The sequence below is a fragment of the Caballeronia sp. 11_S32 genome, from assembly GCF_056930355.1.
The window spans coordinates 78,806-98,115 of record NZ_JBXOWH010000004.1; the positions used below are offsets into that span (position 1 = coordinate 78,806).

The following is a 19,310-nucleotide window of genomic DNA, read 5'->3' on the forward strand; positions in this document are numbered from 1 at the left end:
ACGCGCCGCGTTTTTACACGGCGCGTTGGATGAGCTTATGGAGCGCGCGTGACAGCGGCGTGATGAGCGAAGCCGCGTCAGCCGCCGACCATGCTCGCGGCGATGTTGATCGAAAGCCCGAGCACCGCGAGATTGAAGAAGAACGACATCACCGATTGCGCGAGCACGGTGCGGCGCGCGGCTGTCGAGCCGAGCGCGACATCGGCGGTCTGAGACGCAACCGCGATGGTGAAGGAGAAGTAGAGGAAGTCCCAGTAATCGGGCTTCAGATGCTTGTCGGGGAACCTGAGCGCGGGGTCATTATCCGGCGACTGATAGTAGTGCCGCGCGTAGTGCAGCGTGAACATCGTCGGGATCAGGAACCAGGCGCCGAGCATCGTCGCGCCGGTGAGCAGATAGTGCGTCAGCGCCGCCGGGCCGAGGCTCTTGGCGGTCGCCAGCTCGACGACGATCGCGACGATGCTCGCGATCGCCGCGACGCTCACGATCATCAGCACGGTCGCGGCGTTTTCGTCCTCGCGTTCGGCGAGCGCCTGAACCTCGCTCTGATGCGCGGTCGCCATCCGCAGCCAGATCAGCACGAGATAGAGCCACACGGCGGCGTCCCAGCCGATCAGCGCGCGCGCGGCGGGCCGCACGTGTGCCGGAACCAAAGCGGCCACGACGCAACCAACCAGGAGGCCGATCAGCGCACGCGGCCGGTTGCGCAGGACGGACGGGAGGACGTGCTTCATTTCGTGTTTATCCGCATGAGAGGCAGGTTCGCTCGATGCCTGCGATTATTGCCCCTACGCCTTTCACTAACCTGAGGGAAGCGCATGAAAGCGCCTGAGCGGGTTTCGTTCGTGATGCGGCGAAGCATCGTGGCGGGCGCGTGCGCGTGCGTCGCGGGGGCGTTCATGCCCGCGCGCGTTCGAGGCGCGCAGGCGTCCGGTCTCGACACCTTCCTCGCCGTGTCGATGAAGCTCACGGGCCGCACGAGCTTCGATCCGCTTTTCGCGGAACGCGCGCATGCGGCGCTCGCGCGGCACGACACCGCCTTCCCGGCGAAGATCGCCGCGCTCGACCGATGGATCGCGACGCACGGCGGCACGCCGACCGACATCATCACCGCCGCGCTCGAAACCACGCGCCCCGACCTCGCGAAAACCGTCGGCAGCGTGATGCGCGCATGGTATCTCGGCGTCGTCGGGGAGCCGCCGCATGCCGAGGTCGTTGCGTACGAACGCGCACTGATGTTCGATCCCGTCGGCGACATGCTCACGATTCCCTCATACTGCCGCGGCGAGCCGGCCGACTGGGCGAAGAAGCCCTGAGCATCGCACCGGGAACGCCGGGCGGCAGAACCACAAGGACAAGGGAACGCGCATGGCGGATTCCACTTCGGCGGACGTCGTGATCGTCGGCTCGGGCGTGGCGGGCAGTCTCGTCGCGTACCGGCTGGCGCGGGCGGGCGCGTCGGTGATCCTGCTCGAAGCCGGGCCGCGTCTCGCGCGCTGGCAGATCGTCGACAACTTCCGGCGCGCCGCCGACAAGCGCGATCTGTGCGCGCCGTATCCGCTCCTGCGTCACGCGCCGCGTCCCGAGCCGATGAATCCCGGCGCGTATCTGATCGATCGCGGCGCGACGCCGTATCGGCCGCAATATCTGCGGCTCGTCGGCGGCACGACGTGGCACTGGGCCGGCGCGGCGTGGCGTTTGTTGCCGGCGGATTTCCGCGTGAGGACGCTTTATGGCGTCGGGCGCGACTGGCCGTTCGCCTACGAAACGCTCGAGCCCTGGTACGGTCAGGCCGAAGCCGAACTGGGCGTGGCGGGCCCGGAGATCGATCTCGGCTCGCCGCGCTCGACGCCTTATCCGATGAACGCGCTGCCGCTTTCCTGGATGGACCGGCGCGTCGCCGACGTGCTCGGCGCGCAGTCGTTTCGCGTGGTGCCCGAGCCGATGGCGCGCAACAGCCGCCCGTACGACGCGCGCCCCGCGTGCTGCGGCAACAACAACTGCATGCCGGTTTGCCCGATCGGCGCGCTGTATCACGCCGCGACGCACGCCGACAAGGCCGAGCGCGCGGGCGCGACGCTCATCGCGCAGGCGGTCGCGTATCGCATCGAGGCGAACGATCGCGGGGAGATCGCCGCGATCCACTACAAGGACCCGAACGGCCGGAGCACGCGCGTGACGGGCAGGCGCTTCGTGATCGCGGCGAACGGCATCGAGACGCCCAAGCTGCTGCTGATGTCGACGTCGGCGCGGTTTCCGAAGGGCATCGCGAACGCCTCGGATCAGGTCGGCCGCAATCTGATGGATCATCCCGGCACGAGCGTGAGCTTCCTCGCCAACGAGGCGCTTTGGCCGGGACGCGGGCCGGTCGAGATAAGTTCGATCGTCGATTTCCGCGACGGGCCGTTTCGCGCGCAGCAGTCGGCGAAGAAGCTGCACCTGTCGAATGCCGCGCCGACGCTCGCCGTCACCTGGAACCTGCTCGCCAAAGGGCTGACCGGCGGCGAGCTCGACCGGCAGATTCGCGAACGATGCGCGCGCACGCTCACGTTCGGCAGCTTCCACGAGCAATTGCCGTCGGCTGGGAATCGCGTGATGTTGTCGGCGCAGAAGGACGCGCTTGGCTTGCCGCGCCCGGAAATCGCCTATGCCATCGACGACTACACGCGCCGCGGCGCCGCCGACACGCGCGCGCAGTTCGCGCGCATCGCGGGCATTTTCGAAGGCACCGAGCTCGAATACGACGATGCGCTCGGCGCAAGCAGCCACATCATGGGCACGGCGATCATGGGCCGCGATCCGCGCGATTCTGTCGTCGACTCCGAGTGCCGCGCGCACGAGCATCCGAATCTGTTCATCGCGGGAAGCGCGGTGATGCCCGCGGGCGGCTCCGTCAACTGCACGCTGACGATCGCGGCGCTGTCGCTGCGGCTCGCCGGCACGATCGAAGCGTCGCTTCGATGAGCGCGCGGCGGCGGTCGCTCGTTGCGGGCGTGCTCATCGTGCTCGCCTGCTGTTTCGGCGAGGCGACGGCGCAAACGCCGAACGTGACGCAAGGCGAATATCTCGTTCGCGCGGGCGGCTGCATGACCTGTCATACCGCCGATCCGGCGCGGCCGTTCGCCGGCGGCAGGCCGGTTCCGACGCCGTTCGGCCACGTGTTCGCGCCGAACATCACGAGCGACCGCGAGACGGGCATCGGCGCATGGACCGACGCGCAGTTCATCCGCGCGATGCGCGAGGGCATCGGCAGGAACGGCGAGCGGCTCTATCCCGCGTTTCCGTACACGGCCTACACGCTGCTTTCCGACAGCGATCTCCTCGCGATGCGCGCCTATCTCGCGACAGTGCCGCCCGTGCGCGCCGTCACGCCGCGCAACACGCTCGCGTTTCCGTTCGATCAGCGCTGGCTGATGGCGCTGTGGAATCTCGTCAACTTCTCGCCAGGGCGCTTCGTGCGCGATGCATCGAAGAGCGCGGAGTGGAATCGCGGGGCGTATCTCGTCGAGGGGCTCGGGCATTGCGGCGAATGCCACACGCCGCGCAACCGGCTCGGCGGACTGAAAGACGGCGAGCGATTGTCCGGCGCGACGGTCGCGGGCTGGCACGCGGGCAATCTCACGCCGGAGCGCGTGTCGGGCATCGGCGCGTGGCGCGACGATGAACTGCTGCGCTTCCTGTCGACGGGCGCCGCGCCTGGCCGCGCGTATGCGCTCGGACCGATGGCCGAAGTCGTCGCCGGGAGCACGCAATATCTGACGCCTGCCGATCTGCACGCGATGATCGCGTATCTGCGGGCCGTGCCGCCCGTCGCCGTGAAGGACGCGCGCGAGCGCACGCGCTTCGGCCAGGCGGCGCGCACGGATATCACGGCGCCCGATTCGTCCGGCGCGCGGCTTTATGCGGCCGCGTGCGCGAGTTGCCACGGCATGACGGGCGAGGGCGGCAAGCCGTTTCCGTCGCTCGTGCGCGACGGCGTGACGGGCGCAATGGGCATCGCATCGACGAGCAATCTCGTGCTCGTGATCCTGCACGGCGTGAATCGCAAGACGCGCGACGCCCATGCGCTGATGCCCGCCTTCGGCACGGAAATGTCGGACGAGCAGATCGCCGAACTTGCGAACTACGTGACGCGCCAGTTCGGCGATCCGCGCGCGACCACCGATGCGAAAGCCGTCGCGAAGCTTCGTTCGATGCTGCAATAAATGCGCGTTCGGACGGCGAGGCAAGCAGTTTTTACTCGCGAATCGACCGTGCCGGTAACGCCGCTGTAACGCGTGTAGAAGCAGCTTCCAAAACGCTTGCAAAAGCGACCCAACCCGCACACGGCGTCATTGAGCAGCGCTATCATCGGCGCATGAATGGTCCTACCTATCCTATCGTCTGCAGGCATCCAGCCAATGACATCGGCCGCGATTTCGTGGTCGGCGATCTGCATGGCTGCGTCGATGCGCTGCGCTATCTGCTGCACGAAATCGGCTTCGATGGTGCGCGGGACAGGCTGTTCTCCGTCGGCGATCTGGTCGATCGCGGCTCGGATTCGCTCGCGGCGATCGATCTCATCGACAAGCCGTGGTTCTATCCCGTGCTCGGCAATCACGAGGATTCGCTGATCGCGGTCGCGGCCGGCACGATGCGGCGCCAGTCGTGGTACGCGATCGGCGGCGCGTGGGCCGAGACGCTCAGCGACGACGAGCTCGCCGCGCTGGCGGTGCGGCTGGAGCGGCTGCCGCTCGTGCGCATCGTCGGCGAGGGCGAGCGGCGCTTCAATGTGCTGCACGCGGAATTCTTCGGCTGCGACGCCGAACTCGACGCCGGCGATTTTCCCGACGACGTGCGCAGTCAAATCCTGTGGGGACGCGGCCTCGCGCTCGGTCAGGCGGACCCGGGCCTGCAGTTCGGCCTCTCGCCCACGTACTGCGGCCACACGCCGACGCGCACGGTGAAGCAGATCGGCTCGCAGATTTTCATCGATACGGCGGCATTCGCGTCCGAAGGGCGGCTTACCATCGTCCAGCCCGGCACCGACGAGCGCTGGTCCGTGAAGGAGCGCTGGGCCGCGTCCGAAGGCGCCAGCGCGCTCGCGCTGCCCTGACTTTGCGCACCTGAGCGCGCGCGGCCGGGTAATCCGGCACGCGCGTTGCTCGATGCTTCGCCATGAAATCGAATGCGGACCCAGGCGAGGCGCACGTGGCGAGAATCGGACGAAACGGACAAAGCGGCGAGACGGGCGGCGGGGCCGGCGACAGCCTCGCGGGCGGCGTGCAGGGCTGCCCCGACGATCTCCCTGAAGGCCTGCGCTACATGGACGACTCGCGGCGCGGCTACACGCGCGAATGGATCGACGGCGCGTTCACGTACTTCAACACGCAGGGCAAGCGAATCGACGATGAAGCCGAGGTTCGGCGCATCAACGCGCTCGCGATTCCGCCCGCCTACACCGACGTCTGGATCTGCCCCGACGCGCGCGGCCATCTTCAGGCCACCGGCCGCGATGCGCGCGGACGCAAGCAATATCGCTATCACCCGCACTGGCGCGAAACGCGCGACGCCAACAAGTACGAACGCATGCTCGCGTTCTCAGCGGTGCTGCCGAAGCTGCGCGGCCGTGTCGCGCGCGATCTGTCGCTCGACGGCATGCCGCGCGACAAGGTGCTCGCCACTGTCGTGCGTCTGCTCGACACGACGCTGATCCGCGTCGGCAGCGAGGAGTACGCGCGCGAAAACCGCTCGTACGGCCTGACGACGCTGCGAAAGCGTCATCTGAAGGTGTCGGCGGGGACGCTGAGGTTCAGGTTTCGCGGCAAGAGCGGCATCGAGCACGATGTCGCGGTGAGCGACGCGCGCGTCGCGCGCATCGTCAGGCGCTGCATGGATTTGCCGGGGCAGGATCTGTTCCAGTATCTCGATGCGGACGGCGCGCGTCATTCGGTGAGTTCATCGGACATCAACGACTATCTGCGCGAGATCACCGGCGCGGATTTCACCGCAAAGGACTATCGCACATGGGCGGGCAGCGTGTTCGCGCTCGCGGCGCTCAGGCGGCTCAAATGGGAGACGGTGACGGAGGCGCGCAGGCATGTCGTCGGCACGGTGAAGGAAGTCGCGCAACTGCTGCGCAACACGCCCGCCGTGTGCCGCAAGTGCTATGTGCATCCGGCGGTGATCGAGGCTTTCGAGGCAGGCGAGCTTGCCGAGACGATGCCCGCGTCGCGCCGCCACGGACTCAGGACCGACGAGTCCGCGCTCGCGATCTTCCTCGAAAAAGATGCGAAACGCCGCACGCGCGAGGCGGCGCGCAAGAATCGCAAGGGCGCCGATCCGAGCGATGCGCGCCTAACGAGACTGCTCAAGGATTCGAGCCGCAAGGCGCGCGCGGGCGCGCTGAAGGCGAGCGGCAAGAGCGCGGCATCGCAGGCGCTGGAGCACGTGGCCAAGAAGCCGGCGAGGAAGGCCGCGCGCCCGGCGTCGAAGAAGCTCGCGCGCATGCGGAGCGAGACAGCGGTGGCGATCGGATGAAACCCGGCTGAAACCCGGCTGAAACCCAGCTGAAACCCGACTGAAACCCAGCTGAAACCCGGCTGAAACCCGGCTGAAGCGAGTGAAACGTTTGCCCGCTCAGCCGATCTGATTCAGCTCGAACACGTAATCGATCGTCTCGCCGTTCCAGTTGTACTCGAGATAGGCCGCGTGACGGCAATCGCGCAGCAATGTCGTGCGCAATGCGGCGAGGCATTCGCCTTCCGGATCGCGCACCGAAGGATACGCAATCCCCGTCGCGCCCGCCGTGCGCACCGCACGGCCGAGCGCCTTGCCGGGCCCGTAATCGTCCGGCGCGAGAATGCGCGGATCGAGCCGGGCCTGCGTGATCGCGTCACCGCGCAAATCGACGACTTCGCCGTGCGCCATCACGGTGTAGAGGCGCATCTGCTGGCGCAGCGGCGCTTCGTTCGTCGCGGCGAGAAAGAGCCCGGAGTGATAGCGCGTCTCCGCGATCGCCGTGCGCCGCTCGCGGCCGCAATAGAACACGCCGTAGCTGCCGTCCGAAAAGCGGCTGCCGTTCGGATTCAGATGCGTGAACGCGGCCATGATCGGCCCGCAGCCCGGTCCGAAGCAGCGTTCCTCCGGCGGCACGAGATCCAGCTCGCCGAGCTCGGTGCGCAGGCGGTCGTTGGTCATCGCCTCGAGCGCGTAGAGCGCTTCGAAGTCCTGTGGCGAGGCCACCCGGTCGAACAGATTGACGGCGGGAAAGCGCGTGGGAATCACACGATAGGCGGGCGACCAGTCGATCAGGGCATGCGGCCATTGTTCGCGCCAGTGGGAGGTGTTCTTGCTGAATGTCATCCCCATCACGCCCAGCCGCCTCGCATCGCGTCGAGGTATTGGCGCACGGCGACGAGATCGCTGATATTGCCCGCCAGCAGGCGATCGAGCGCCGGACGTCCGCCGAAGGGCGGCGCGGCGTTGGGGCGGCGAATCCAGGTGTCGGCGGCTTTCGGATCGGGCAGAAGGATTTGCAGCGCCTTGTAGATGCCGAGGATCAGCGAGAGGCGCTCCAGCGTGTCGCGCCCGAGCCGCGCGGACTGAGGCGCGGCTTTCCATTTGAAGAACGTGGAGCGCCCCGGCGAGCCGAGCAGCGTGATCTGCTCTTCCGCGGAAAGCTCCCAGTCGCGGGCAATATTGAAGAAGGCGCGCAGGCCGGCGGCGGACAGATCGCTCGAATCCAGCGCCGGGCGCGGCACCGGGTGGCCGGCCGACGCCGAAGGGACGCGTGCAGCGTGAGACATGTCGTTAAGTCTCCAAAGGAACTTTCATCGAATATTAGTCCACATATGGATTAATGCAAGCATGTCATGCGCTTTCTTGCTCCCAGTGACGGATCAATCGTCTTCATCGGTCGGGCCGTAGCGGCGGCCGGGCACGTGCGACCGGAGCGCATCGGCGATCTGCGATGGCGTGCAATCGGCCGGAAACACGCGGCGCTGCACGCGCGGATCGGCCTTCAATACCCACTCGAGCATTCGATACGCCGGACCCCACGGCGGCTCGACCGGCAAGGACAGACGGCATTCGCGCAGGGTGAGCGCGTACTGCTTGCGCATGGTCGGCGCGAGATTGGCGAAGCTTCGACGCGCGGCGGTATTGACGGACATGGCACATTCCTCACGTTGGTGGCTCGGGCCGTCCGGTGCGGACGGCGGCATGGGAGCCGGATCGCGAGTCGAGTGTGTGGGGCGAGAATTAAGCGCGACTTAACCGCGCGAGCGTTCGCAAAGAGGCGCGGCGAAATGCCGCCGCGCGCGATGGAAAGCAGCGCGGGCGGACAGGTCAAGAGGCGCTTAGGCATTTTCACCACGCCGCGCACGGCCTGTTTGCCGTGGCGGCGGCTTACTGTATATTCGTACAGCTTGTCTGCAACAGGAGCTTGCCGATGAACCCACGCAACGATCCGCTCGAAGCCGCCGCGCTCGAACGTTTCATGCGCGCGACGCGCGCGGTCAACGCAGCGTTCGACGCCACGCGAGGCGAGCCCGATTTCGAGCGAGACGGGCAATCCGTCGCGCGCTCGCTCGAGCGTCTCGACGCCGCGTTGCGCGAGCTGGAGACATCCGAGCAGTCGCTCGAAGCCATCCTCTCGCGCAGAGCGGGCCACTAACCGTTGGAGCGAATCTCTTGAAGCGCGTATTCCTGATCGTCGTTCTTCTGATCGGCTCGTCGTCGCTTTTCGCGGCCGAGCGTTACACGGAAGTCTGGAATCCTCCCGAAGCAAAAGCCGTCAAGGGCAAGACCAAGCCGCACGCGGCCACACAGGCCACGGCCAAGAAGAAGAAGAAGAGCGCGACCGCGGTGAAGCAGGTCGCCGACAAAGCTGCCATCGAGCAGCCGCCTGTCACACCGCGTCCGAGGGCATCGTCGCCGAAGCAGACCGAACCGGTCATTCCGCGCAAGATCGAGCCGAACGGGCAGGTCATGCGAGTCTGAAGCGTCTGAAGGCACGCGCGGCACGCGAACATCGAAAAGGGGCGCCCCGTCGGAGCGCCCCTTTTCGTTTTGCGGCTGTGCGCGGCCGCGAGACGTCACAAGTGACCCATCAGCAACAGAACGATCACCACGATCAGCACGACGCCGACGATCCCGCTCGGCCCGTAGCCCCAGCTGCGGCTGTGCGGCCAGGAAGGAATCGCGCCGATCAAGAGCAGGATCAGGATGATCAGCAGTATGGTTCCGATCGTCATTCGACTTCTCCTTGTTGAAATGATCGCGTGACGGATCGGCGCCCGGCGCGGCCTCCCAACTGCCATCGACAGTCATACGCCGGGGGAGACGGCGGCTCTGGGCCGCCGGCACGATCAGTTGATGCGATCGACGAGAGGAGTCGAGCAATGGCCGTGCCAGTGGGCCTGAAAAGCCCGTGTGACAAGGCGTTCCACGTCTGCGGGAACGTGCGCGCAAGGGCGCGATTGTCGAAAAGGAGCGGCGAAACGAGCCGGGTCGGGCAAAACTTGCACGGCGCGGAAAGCCCTTCGAAGGGTGTTTCCTGCGCCGTTTCGCCGAGTCGGAAAACCGCTCAGAAGATGCCGCGGAACGCCCAGAACAACAGGCCCGCGAGCGCGATCGATACCGGCAGCGTCAGGATCCACGCGAGCGCGAGGCTGCGCACTGTGCGCCACTGCAGGCCGGAGCCGTTCGCGGCCATCGTGCCCGCGACGCCCGATGACAGCACGTGCGTCGTGCTGACCGGCAGGCCGTAGGCATCGGCGGCGCCGATGGTCAGCATCGCGACGAGTTCCGCCGACGCGCCTTGTCCATACGTCAGATGTGTCTTGCCGATGCGCTCGCCCACCGTCACGACGATGCGCTTCCAGCCGACCATCGTGCCGAGGCCGAGCGCGACCGCGACGGTCACCTTCACCCACGTCGGGATGAATTTCGTCGCGTGATCGAGCTGCTTCTTGTAGTTGCTCAGCACGGCGTCGTCGTCTTTCGAGAACGCGGGCGACTTCTGCTTTTCCATGATGCGCAGCGCTTCCGACGCGATGTACATCTCGTTGCGCACGTTGCGGACATTGCCTTGCGGCACGGCGGCCATCGTCGGGCTCGGGCGGATCTGCGATTCGATCGAATCGACCACGCTCTTCAGCGACGCGATCGTGTCCGGTGCGAGTGTCTTCGTCTGCACGTACTTTTCGACCTGGCCGCGCGCGTCGGCGGCGGGCGCCGCGCCGTTGCCGTAGCGCTGCAGCACGTCGGCGGCGCTGTGGCTCACCGCGACGAAGGTCTGCATCTCGTTCGCGGTGACGGCTTTATTGAGCGCGTAAGCGGTCGGCACCGTGCCGATCAGGATCAGCATGATGAGGCCCATGCCCTTCTGGCCGTCGTTGGAGCCGTGCGCGAACGACACGCCCGTGCACGTGAGAATCAGCAGACAGCGGATCCAGAACGGCGGCGGCGCGTTTTTCTCCGGCTCCTTGTAGAGCGCCGGCACGCGCACGACGAGCTTGAGCACATAGAGCAGGAAGCCGGCGAGGATGAAGCCGACGATCGGCGAAAACAGCAGCGACTTGCCGACCGATACCGCCTGACTCCAGTCGACGCCCGACGTGCCGTTCGTGCCGTGCAGCATCTGATTCATCAAACCGACGCCGATCACCGAGCCGATCAGCGTGTGCGAGCTCGAAGAAGGAAGGCCGAGCGCCCAGGTGCCGAGATTCCAGATGATCGCCGCGATCAGCAGCGCGAAGACCATCGCGAAGCCCTGCGAGCTGCCCACGCCGATGATCAGCTCTACCGGCAGCAGTTGCAGGATGCCGAACGCGACGGCGCCGCTCGAAATCAGCACGCCGATGAAATTCCATGCGCCCGACCAGACAACCGCTAAGTTTGGCGTCAACGAGTGCGTGTAAATTACAGTTGCGACAGCATTGGCGGTGTCGTGGAAGCCGTTGACGAACTCGAAGCCGAGCGCGATCAACAGCGCGATGCCGAGCAGGATGTACGGAAACGCCGACGATTCGCGCACCGGCGCGAGATCGTCGAGCAAATGCATGATGCAGTACACGGCGCCCGCGAAGATCGCGAGCAGGAAGAGCAGCAGCGCGAGCCGCTGCCCGAGCGTGCGGCCTTCTCGGGATTGGGGATAGGCAATCTGGTTCATGTCGCGTCCTTGTGGCTGGTGCTGCGCGAGGTCGTATCGGAAGTCGAAAAGCCAGACGAGAAGCGTTTCGGAAGCGCAAATGGCCATGTTTCCCGGGCGGTGTGTCGGTTTCGTGAATCGGGAAAATACGGGCTTTCGTATGAATTGACGGGCGGCGCGAGACCGCTCCTGGGAGACTTCATGACGGTCTGGGTCGAGGTGACGCTGCAATCGCATCGATCGGAAGACGGCTCGATCGGCGCGCTCGCCGGCCAGTTGCAGCGCGTTGCCGCGTTCGCGGACATGCCGGGCGTCGGCACACGCATCGCGACGCGGGAGATTCCGCTGAAGTCGCCGCGATGGCGCTTGTCGGTCGATACGGTGGAAGGCGGCAGAACGCTCTGCGCCGTGCAGGAGGAAGGCATTCCGATGCCCGGCTTCACGCGCTATCGGACCTTCGCGCGGCCCGCGGGCGAGGATCTCGCGGCGTCGCTGGTCGAATTCGCGCAAGCCGAGGACGCGTTGCGCGGGCCGCTCGCCAAGGCGTATCGGCATGTCGGGCCGGAAACCGCCGTGACGCCGGAGGGCGACGGCGAAACGGCCGGCGTGCCCGCGCCGGAGCCTCAGTCCGGGCGCGAGATCGAGCGCATCGAATGGCGCATCGACGCGGGCGGCGCGGACATCCTCGCGACGCTCGAAAACTCCGGGCTGGGACTTCCGACACTGCGGCTCGCGGCGCCGTCGGTGAACGGCGCGCTCGACGCGGTGTTCCGCATCGCGGGCGAAGTCGTCGATGCGGCGCCGTTTTTTATCGCCCCGGACGAAACGCCTGAATCGGAGACGGAAGCCGTGCATGCGCAAAGGCTCGATCTGCCGCGCACGGCGACGCGCCGCGAGGCGTTCGCGGCGATCGCGGCATCCGTGGCGGAGCAGTGGTTCGGCAACGCGGCGGCATCGCGCGCGGGCCTTTGCGATGAGCACGTGCATCAGTTGCGCGTCGCCCAGCGGCGCCTGAAGACGCTGCTGAAGCTTTTTCGCGATTACGTCGATGATGCGTGGAACACGCGCATCGCGCCCGATCTGAAGTGGTTCGGCGACCTGCTCGCCGACGCGCGCGACTGGGACGTCTTCACCGACAAGACGCTCGCCGCCTACGCCGATGCCGACGACAGCGCCGAGCGCTGGCAGACGCTCATCGCCGCCGCCGACGTGAAGCGCCGCATCGCGCGGGACAAGGTGAGCGACGCGCTCGCGTCGAAGCGCTACGCGCGCCTCACGCTCGCATTCGTCGAATGGCTTGCCCGCTTCGCCTCGCAGGACGACGAGTCGCCGGCGCGCTTCGTGAGCTACGCGGAGAAGCGCATCCGCAAGGATTACCGGCGCATCGCGCGCGTGCCCGATCTCGCCTCGCTCGAGCCGCACGAGCGGCATCGCGTGCGCATCCACGCGAAGCGCCTGCGCTATGCGCTCGAATTCTTCCGCTCGGTCACGTCGCGGCGCACGCGCAACGACACCGCGAAGCGCCTCGGCGAGCTTCAGACGGTGCTCGGCGAGGCGAACGATGCGGCCGTCGCCGCCGACCGCCTCGCATCCATTCCCGAAGCCAGCGATTATCAGCGCGGCTTCGCGCGCGCGTGGGGCGCGGCGGCGGCGAAAAAGGATGCGCAGGAAGGCGAGCGGCTGCTTCGCTCGATGCGCCGTCCGCGCGTGAAGGCATCGATATAATTGCAACAAGCGTTTACGTTTCAGCACGATCACAGGGGCGATCATGACCAAAACAGCACCGGCCAAGGTGCGCGATCCGCTGGAACTCGGCGGCTCCGTGTGGCTGAAAAGCGGCACGGAGACGCTCGGCGGCGCGGCGCGCATCGCGCTCCTGGCCGCGATTCGCGACTCGGGATCGATCACGGCGGCGGCGAAGGCCGTCGGCATGAGCTACAAGGCCGCGTGGGATGCGGTCGATACGATGAACAACCTCGCCGGACAGCCGCTCGTGACGAGCGCGACCGGCGGCCGGGGCGGCGGCGGCACGACGCTCACGCCGGCAGCGCTGCGCCTCATCGACACGTATCGGGCGGTCGAGCGCGAGCATAGGAAATTTCTGGAACGGGCGGGCGCGGCCATCGAAGGCTTCGCCCATGACTGGCAACTGATCGGGAGACTGGGGATGAAAACAAGCGCACGCAATCAACTGGCCGGCAAGGTGACGAAAGTCACGCGCGGCGCCGTGAACGATGAAATCGAGCTCGGCCTGCCGGGCGGCCAGACGATCGTCGCGGTCGTCACGCACGAGAGCACCGAAGCGCTGGGCTTGAAGGAAGGCAGCGACGCCTTCGCGCTCATCAAGGCGTCGTGGGTCATGCTGATGGAAGACACGAACGCGAAGCTGTCGGCGCGCAATCAGCTGCGCGGCACCGTTGCCAGCGTGACGAAGGGCGCGGTGAACGCCGAAGTGACACTTTCGCTCGACGATTCGACCACCGTCACCGCGATCATCACCAACCAGAGCGCCGATACGCTCGGCCTCGCGCAAGGTCAGAAGGCGGTGGCGGTGATCAAGGCGTCGAGCGTGATTATCGGCGTGAACGACTGAAGCGTCGCGCCAGGCGGAGGCGGCGGCTGCGTCAGGCGGCCAGCCGCTCCGGCGGCGGCGAGTCGGTGCGGCGGTCCGGCGCGCGATAGCTCTTCGCCTTCCAGCTCGCCCGCACGTAGGGGCGTTCGTGGCCCGACAGCCCGAGTGCGATTTCGGTGATCCAGTGCTGTGTCGGCACAGGCACGCCATGCAGGGCCACGACCACAGCGGCGAGGCTCGCGGCGACGGGCATCGGCGAGAGCTTGCCGGGCTCGGCCCGCCACGCGATGCATACGAACGCGAGCGCGACCACTGCGCCGAGCGCACAGCCCGCGACCACTTCCGAGACCGAATGCGCGTCGAGCACGACGCGCGACACGCCGACCCACACGCCCAGCAGCACACCTACCGCGACACCGGCGGCGCGCATTGCGCCGCGCGCACCACGCGCGGGCAGGAGCGCGACGAAGATCGCGACCGGCAGCACCGCGGTAGACATCAGCGCATGCCCGCTGATGCCGGTGAAATCCAGATGGCGCACGCCGATTCCCCAGCCGATGAACGCAATCTTGCTCAACGCGACGAGGCCGCTCGCGGCGCCGAGCAGCGCGAGCCACGCGCCCGCGTACTTCCAGCGATAGCCAAGCGCAAGCCATGCGGCCACGATGAGCGCCACGGGACCCATGACGCCCACGCTGCCGAGGGCGGTCACGGATATCCAGGTTGACACGGGCAAGTCCACGTTCATTGCTGTTTTTTGGGAATGGAGGTTGCTGCAGTGCGGCAGCCGCAGCAGTTTGGGACATCGAGTGGAGCGCCGATGAGCGCTGCCGCAAAACCCGAGCAGTATACCGCTTGGGAAGATACTGAATTATGCGACATTCCCTAAACCGGTCCGACGTTACAGCGCGTAACTTCTGTTTAAATTTTTCTTTTTCGTTGAATTGCTGTTAACTCATCCCGATATGTGAGTTATGGCGCAGCGCTTGCGAACCGATTTGGTGTTATTGTGCAATGCACAACCGGTGCGGATGATTGTCGCGCCATCACATGCATATTTGTAGAGGACCCAGCCGAATGTCGAAAAGCCTTACCAAGCTCTGGTTGCGCGGCTTGAGACGCCTGGTCGCCAACCCGGTGGAAGCGATTCGCGCACCGAAGCCGCGCGCGGCGGCCAAGCCCGCGCGAGCGAAAACCGTCAAACCGAAACTGAAACCGGGGGCGGCCGTCAAGGCGGCAAGCGCGCCTCACGCCGGCGCGCGCCCGGCGATGCGCGAGTCGCGCGTGCGTCCGCGCGCGTCGGCGTGGGCGCGCGGGAAGTGGGCGCGGTCGTATCACTCCGCGCCGCCCACCGCCGGCCGCTTCGTGAATCACATGTCCTACGCGCTCTATATGCCGCCGAAGTCGAGTCACGAGCCTATGCCGCTCGTCGTCATGCTGCACGGCTGCAAGCAGAACGCCGATGAGTTCGCGCAAGGCACGCGCATCAATCTGCTCGCCGACAGGTACGGATTCGCGGTGCTGTACCCCGAACAATCGAAGCACGATCATGCGCATCGCTGCTGGCGCTGGTATGACGACTCGGGGAGCGGCGGCGGTGGCGAGGCGGCGTCGGTCGTATCGCTGGTGAATGCGATGGTCGAGCAGCACGATCTGGATCCGGAGCGGGTGTATCTCGCGGGCATGTCCGCGGGCGCCGGGCTCGCGGCGCTGCTCGCGGTGCGCTATCCGCATGTGTTCGCTGCCGTTGGCCTGCATTCGGGCGTGGTCTTCGGCGACGCTCGCTCGGCCATCAGCGCAATGGACGTGATGCGCCGCGGCACCCGCAGCGACCCCGTTGCGCTGATCGACGCGGCCCTCGATGTGCGCGAGTATCCGGGCATGCCCGCCATCATCCTGCACGGCGAGCTGGATTCGGTGGTGACCGCCGCCAACGCCGAGCAACTGACGAAGCAATTCCTGCGGCTGAACGGCTTTGTCGACGCGGCGGGCAATCGCCGCGCGGGCGAGGCGCGTGAGGAGAAGCACGCCGACGGCGTCGTGACCGACTACTTCAAGAACGGGCGGCGTGTGGTGAAGACGTCGATCGTGCGCGGCCTCGGTCATTCCTGGGCCGGCGGCGACGATACCGTGGCGTTTCATTCGTCGAAGGGACCGGATTCGTCGGCGGTGATGTGGGAGTTCTTCAAGCATCAGCGGCGTCCTGCCGTCGCCGCGCGGGATGCGTACGTCGCCTGAGGCCGCTTTCAGTGTTTCGAGTGTTGCAAATTAGTCTTTAGTATCAGCGTTCTAAGGTTTTGGGCTGGTGTTGACTCAGGGATTACCCTATAATCGCATTCATAGGTAGTAACCCTAGTATTCAAGCGAGGCCCACAATGTTCCTGCTCAGCCGCATTTTCCTGTTCCTGACCAAGTCCGCCGACCAGCGCGATCGTGCGCGCGACGACGCCTATCTCGCCGAAGCCACGGACATCTACGATCTTGAATATCGTATGAAGAAGCTGGACCAGCATGCGGCGACCCGTCATCCGTCGTGGATGTCCAACTAAGTCTCTGCGCTTGAAAAGGCGCCGGTTCATTGGCCGGCGTCTTTTATCGATGCAAACGCGAAATGCCGGCCAGCGAGCCGGCATTTTCGTTTTCGCTCGCTCGACTCAGATGACCTTCACGCGCACGTCTACGTTATTGCGCGTCGCGTTCGAGTAAGGACAGACCTTGTGCGCGGCATCGACCAAGGCTTGGGCGTCCGCTGCGTCGAGTCCCGGCAGTGAGACGCGCAACTCTATGTCCAGCCTGAAGCCGCCCGCATCGTTGGGACCGACGCCCACATCGGCGGTGACGGTCGTATCGGCCGGAACCGCGCGTTTTTGCTGGCCCGCGACGAACTTCATCGCCGAGAGAAAGCAGGCCGAATAGCCCGCGGCAAACAACTGCTCCGGATTCGTCCCCGGCGCGCCCGTGCCGCCGAGCTCCTTCGGTGCGCTCAATTTCACGTTCAGTTGCTCGTCCGAGGAAATGGCGCGGCCATCACGTCCGCCCGTGCTCGTCGCCGTTGCTTTGTACAGAATGCTCATGGTTTTCTCCGTGGGTTCGGTTTGTCAGGTTGATGTTGCGTTGACCACGGCGTAAATATATCGCGCTAATCATTAGCGCGTTAATTAAAATATTATAATCGGTGCGGTAGAGGCACGCTATCGAGGCGCGTTCAGTCTTCGAGGTATGCGTTGAGGGAAGTGCGCAGGCGCACGAGATCGCCGCGCAGGCGCAGCATCGCGTCGATGTCGGAACCCGACGCGCAGTAGATTTCGCCCGGGATCGCGTGGGCGGCTTGCTTGAGCGTGCGCCCCGCGTCTGTCAGCCGGATATGAACCTGACGCTCGTCCTCGACGCCCCGCACGCGCTCGACATAGCCTTGCGCTTCGAGGCGCTTGAGCAGCGGCGTCATCGTCGCCGAATCGAGCGAGAGGCGCGCGGCGATTTCCTTGACGGTCAGATCGTTGGTTTCCCAGAGCACGAGCATCGCCAGATATTGCGGATACGTCAGGCCGAGCTTTTCCAGCAGCGGCTTGTACGCCTTGGTCATCGCGAGCGATGTCGAATAAAGCGCGAAGCACAACTGCTGGTCGAGTTCGAGCGGGAAATCGGGCAGAGCGGCGGGCGAAGCGTCGGGCTGAGTCATGGCAAGGGCGCGGCGGAAAGGCCGTGGCGGCCGATGCCGCTAGTGTACGTGCAACGCTTCGTGCACGAAGGATCGCCACGCCCGTTCGACGAGCGCGGCATCCGGTCAGGCGTTGGGGGTATCCGACGCGTTCGGAATGTCCGGCGTGTCCGGCGACTGCACGCCGAAGCAGCCGCGATAGGTCGCGTAGAACGAGCAATACAGCGCGGTCGTGACGATGATCGACGCGGGCATCAACACCGCGAGCGCCATTTCCTGTCCCGCGCCGAGCGCCTGCATCAGCGCGGTGAGACCGAACGACACCGCCAGCGCGATGACGATCCACAGCACGCCGTAGTAGATGAACGCGCCGCGATTGCGCCAGCACGACACGAGGCTGAAGAACAGCGCCTTCGCGGGCGGCACGTCGTGCCACGCCACGAGAATCGGCGCGAACCAGAACAGCATCGCGATCGGGATGTAACAGCCCATCGCGACGAGCACGGCCATCGGGCTGAAGCTCGCGGCGACGGTTTCCGGATCGCCGCTCGGGCCGTCGCCCATCATGATGCTGAGCAGCGTGCCGCCGTCCACGAGCGCCGACGCCGTGAAAATCACCATCATCGCGACGATGTACAGCGCGCCCAGCGCGAGCAGCCGTCGCGCGACGACGCCGCCGTACGAGCGGAAGCCGTCGACGAGAATGGTCGGCCAGACGGGCTTGCCCGCGATCGTGTTGCGGCACGCCGCCATGAAGCCGACCGCGACGCCCGGAATGAACAGCAGCGGCAACAGCGGGCCGATGAGCGGCACACGCGAGATCAGCGTCATCACGAACAGATAGGCGAAGAACACCGTGAGAAACGCGAACGGGTTGCGCCGGAATAGCCAGATGCCCTGCCGGAACCACACGTAGCCGGTCTTGGCGGGAACTTCGATCAGTCGCATGTCGCAGGGTTATCGGTTGACGGGGAAGCGGCTTTGACGCGTTCGCGCAGAATGCGTTCGAAATGGCCGGGATCGTGCGCTTTGAGCATTTGCGCTTCGCGCGGGCGATAGAAGTCGAAAAGGCGCGAGACCCAGAAGCGCATTGCGCCGGCGCGCAGCATGTCGTTCCAGTGGCGCTCCTCGGCGGGCGTGAACGGACGCACGGTCTGATACGCGCGCAGCATCGCGTCGACGCGCGCGGGATCGAGCACGCCTGTCGCGAGGTCGATGCACCAGTCGTTCACGGTCACGGCGACGTCGAACAGCCATTTGTCGACGCCCGCGAAGTAGAAATCGAAGAAGCCGCCCAGACGCGCATGCTCGCGGCCGTGCGCGAACAGCACGTTGTCGCGGAAGAGATCGCAATGGCACGGGCCGTCGGGCAGCGACGCGTAATCCGCCGAGCCGAAGAACGCCGCTTGATGCGCGAGTTCGCTTTCGAAGAGTTCGCGCTGCTCGCCGCTCAGGAAATCGAGGATAGACGGCGCCTTTTCCTGCCACCACGAGAGGCTGCGCAGATTCGGCTGATGCTGCGCGAAATCGCGTCCCGCGAGATGCAGGCGCGCGAGCATCTGACCGACTTCGATGCAGTGCGCGGGCGTCGGCGTGAGTTCGGGCGCGCCTTCGAGCTTCGTCACGACGCTCGCGGGCTTGCCGCGCAGCATGCCGAAGAGCGAGCCGTCGCGGCGCGGCATCGGATCGGGCACCGGCACGCGATGCGACGCCAGATGGCGCATCAGATCGAGATAGAACGGCAGTTGCGTCGCGGTGAGGTTCTCGAAGATCGTCAGCACGTATTCGCCGTGCGTCGTCGTGAGAAAGAAGTTGCTGTTCTCGATGCCCGACTGGATGCCGCGAAATTCGACGACATCGCCGAGATCGTAGTCTTGCAGCCAGTCGCCGAGTTCGGCGTTGGTGACGGGGGTGAAAACGGCCATGCAGGAAACGTCGGTCAGGGT

At 66.0% G+C, this 19,310-nt stretch carries 22 protein-coding genes; 11 read left to right on the top strand and 11 right to left on the bottom strand.

The features are described from left to right. Positions 1-77: 77 nt before the first annotated feature. Positions 78-734: a DUF1345 domain-containing protein gene (locus AC1Z32_RS26390; RefSeq protein WP_483481796.1), complete on the bottom strand. Its 657-nt coding sequence runs from the start codon at positions 732-734 to the stop codon at positions 78-80. An 84-nt stretch (positions 735-818) separates the two neighbouring features. Between AC1Z32_RS26390 and AC1Z32_RS26395 the strand changes: the two genes are divergently transcribed. The 5 genes from AC1Z32_RS26395 to AC1Z32_RS26415 all read left to right on the top strand — a co-directional run bounded on the left by AC1Z32_RS26395 (position 819) and on the right by AC1Z32_RS26415 (position 6,519). Next, positions 819-1,316, top strand: a complete 498-nt coding sequence (locus AC1Z32_RS26395; protein WP_483481797.1) for a sugar dehydrogenase complex small subunit — start codon at positions 819-821, stop codon at positions 1,314-1,316. A 52-nt stretch (positions 1,317-1,368) separates the two neighbouring features. Further along, positions 1,369-2,964: a GMC family oxidoreductase gene (locus AC1Z32_RS26400; RefSeq protein WP_483481798.1), complete on the top strand. Its 1,596-nt coding sequence runs from the start codon at positions 1,369-1,371 to the stop codon at positions 2,962-2,964. Further along, positions 2,961-4,205, top strand: coding sequence for a c-type cytochrome (locus tag AC1Z32_RS26405; RefSeq protein ID WP_483481799.1), 1,245 nt, complete (start codon positions 2,961-2,963; stop codon positions 4,203-4,205). The genes AC1Z32_RS26400 and AC1Z32_RS26405 overlap by 4 nt, the downstream gene beginning before the upstream one ends. Before the next feature lie 152 nt (positions 4,206-4,357). Further along, complete coding sequence (locus tag AC1Z32_RS26410) at positions 4,358-5,095, top strand: metallophosphoesterase (protein ID WP_483481800.1); 738 nt, start codon at positions 4,358-4,360, stop codon at positions 5,093-5,095. 62 nt (positions 5,096-5,157) lie between these two features. Beyond that, the gene (locus AC1Z32_RS26415; RefSeq protein ID WP_483481801.1) at positions 5,158-6,519 is read left to right on the top strand and encodes a DNA topoisomerase IB; all 1,362 of its coding nucleotides are present in this window, start codon (positions 5,158-5,160) and stop codon (positions 6,517-6,519) included. 99 nt (positions 6,520-6,618) lie between these two features. Here AC1Z32_RS26415 and AC1Z32_RS26420 read toward each other — a convergent pair whose 3' ends face one another. The 3 genes from AC1Z32_RS26420 to AC1Z32_RS26430 all read right to left on the bottom strand — a co-directional run bounded on the left by AC1Z32_RS26420 (position 6,619) and on the right by AC1Z32_RS26430 (position 8,153). Next, positions 6,619-7,344 (bottom strand): RES family NAD+ phosphorylase, encoded by a 726-nt coding sequence (locus tag AC1Z32_RS26420; protein WP_483483317.1) that lies wholly within the window; start codon positions 7,342-7,344, stop codon positions 6,619-6,621. Between the two features lie 5 nt (positions 7,345-7,349). Continuing rightward, on the bottom strand, positions 7,350-7,787 hold the full coding sequence (locus AC1Z32_RS26425; protein WP_483481802.1) for an MbcA/ParS/Xre antitoxin family protein: 438 nt from the start codon (positions 7,785-7,787) through the stop codon (positions 7,350-7,352). A 93-nt stretch (positions 7,788-7,880) separates the two neighbouring features. Further along, positions 7,881-8,153 carry a DUF2866 domain-containing protein gene (locus tag AC1Z32_RS26430; RefSeq protein WP_483481803.1) on the bottom strand — a complete coding sequence of 91 codons (273 nt, stop codon included), beginning with the start codon at positions 8,151-8,153 and terminating at the stop codon, positions 7,881-7,883. 278 nt (positions 8,154-8,431) lie between these two features. Between AC1Z32_RS26430 and AC1Z32_RS26435 the strand changes: the two genes are divergently transcribed. Then, positions 8,432-8,656 (top strand): hypothetical protein, encoded by a 225-nt coding sequence (locus tag AC1Z32_RS26435; protein WP_483481804.1) that lies wholly within the window; start codon positions 8,432-8,434, stop codon positions 8,654-8,656. A gap of 17 nt (positions 8,657-8,673) precedes the next feature. Then, complete coding sequence (locus AC1Z32_RS26440) at positions 8,674-8,982, top strand: hypothetical protein (RefSeq protein WP_483481805.1); 309 nt, start codon at positions 8,674-8,676, stop codon at positions 8,980-8,982. 95 nt (positions 8,983-9,077) lie between these two features. On the opposite strand, the gene AC1Z32_RS26445 is transcribed toward AC1Z32_RS26440, so the two are convergent. Continuing rightward, complete coding sequence (locus AC1Z32_RS26445) at positions 9,078-9,236, bottom strand: DUF3309 family protein (RefSeq protein ID WP_483481806.1); 159 nt, start codon at positions 9,234-9,236, stop codon at positions 9,078-9,080. Positions 9,237-9,568: 332 nt separating this feature from the next. After that, a complete protein-coding gene (locus AC1Z32_RS26450) occupies positions 9,569-11,155 on the bottom strand; it encodes an inorganic phosphate transporter (RefSeq protein WP_483481807.1) in 1,587 nt (528 codons plus the stop codon). 180 nt (positions 11,156-11,335) lie between these two features. On the opposite strand from AC1Z32_RS26450, the gene AC1Z32_RS26455 reads away from it, so the two are divergent. Together AC1Z32_RS26455 and AC1Z32_RS26460 are read left to right on the top strand one after the other, a co-directional pair. Further along, positions 11,336-12,859, top strand: a complete 1,524-nt coding sequence (locus AC1Z32_RS26455; RefSeq protein ID WP_483481808.1) for a CHAD domain-containing protein — start codon at positions 11,336-11,338, stop codon at positions 12,857-12,859. Positions 12,860-12,902: 43 nt separating this feature from the next. After that, positions 12,903-13,727 (top strand): TOBE domain-containing protein, encoded by an 825-nt coding sequence (locus AC1Z32_RS26460; protein ID WP_483481809.1) that lies wholly within the window; start codon positions 12,903-12,905, stop codon positions 13,725-13,727. Between the two features lie 31 nt (positions 13,728-13,758). On the opposite strand, the gene AC1Z32_RS26465 is transcribed toward AC1Z32_RS26460, so the two are convergent. Then, positions 13,759-14,454, bottom strand: coding sequence for a phosphatase PAP2 family protein (locus AC1Z32_RS26465; RefSeq protein ID WP_483481810.1), 696 nt, complete (start codon positions 14,452-14,454; stop codon positions 13,759-13,761). 329 nt (positions 14,455-14,783) lie between these two features. On the opposite strand from AC1Z32_RS26465, the gene AC1Z32_RS26470 reads away from it, so the two are divergent. Together AC1Z32_RS26470 and AC1Z32_RS26475 are read left to right on the top strand one after the other, a co-directional pair. Beyond that, on the top strand, positions 14,784-15,944 hold the full coding sequence (locus AC1Z32_RS26470; RefSeq protein ID WP_483481811.1) for an extracellular catalytic domain type 1 short-chain-length polyhydroxyalkanoate depolymerase: 1,161 nt from the start codon (positions 14,784-14,786) through the stop codon (positions 15,942-15,944). A 137-nt stretch (positions 15,945-16,081) separates the two neighbouring features. After that, a complete protein-coding gene (locus tag AC1Z32_RS26475) occupies positions 16,082-16,255 on the top strand; it encodes a DUF3563 family protein (RefSeq protein ID WP_483481812.1) in 174 nt (57 codons plus the stop codon). 105 nt (positions 16,256-16,360) lie between these two features. Here AC1Z32_RS26475 and AC1Z32_RS26480 read toward each other — a convergent pair whose 3' ends face one another. From AC1Z32_RS26480 to AC1Z32_RS26495, 4 genes are all read right to left on the bottom strand, one after another. Continuing rightward, a complete protein-coding gene (locus AC1Z32_RS26480) occupies positions 16,361-16,780 on the bottom strand; it encodes an organic hydroperoxide resistance protein (protein WP_483481813.1) in 420 nt (139 codons plus the stop codon). A 131-nt stretch (positions 16,781-16,911) separates the two neighbouring features. Continuing rightward, positions 16,912-17,385 (bottom strand): MarR family winged helix-turn-helix transcriptional regulator, encoded by a 474-nt coding sequence (locus tag AC1Z32_RS26485; protein WP_483481814.1) that lies wholly within the window; start codon positions 17,383-17,385, stop codon positions 16,912-16,914. Between the two features lie 105 nt (positions 17,386-17,490). Next, positions 17,491-18,312, bottom strand: a complete 822-nt coding sequence (locus AC1Z32_RS26490; RefSeq protein ID WP_483481815.1) for a BPSS1780 family membrane protein — start codon at positions 18,310-18,312, stop codon at positions 17,491-17,493. Continuing rightward, positions 18,303-19,289: a homoserine kinase gene (locus AC1Z32_RS26495; protein ID WP_483481816.1), complete on the bottom strand. Its 987-nt coding sequence runs from the start codon at positions 19,287-19,289 to the stop codon at positions 18,303-18,305. The genes AC1Z32_RS26490 and AC1Z32_RS26495 overlap by 10 nt, the downstream gene beginning before the upstream one ends. Between the last annotated feature and the right edge of the window lie 21 nt (positions 19,290-19,310).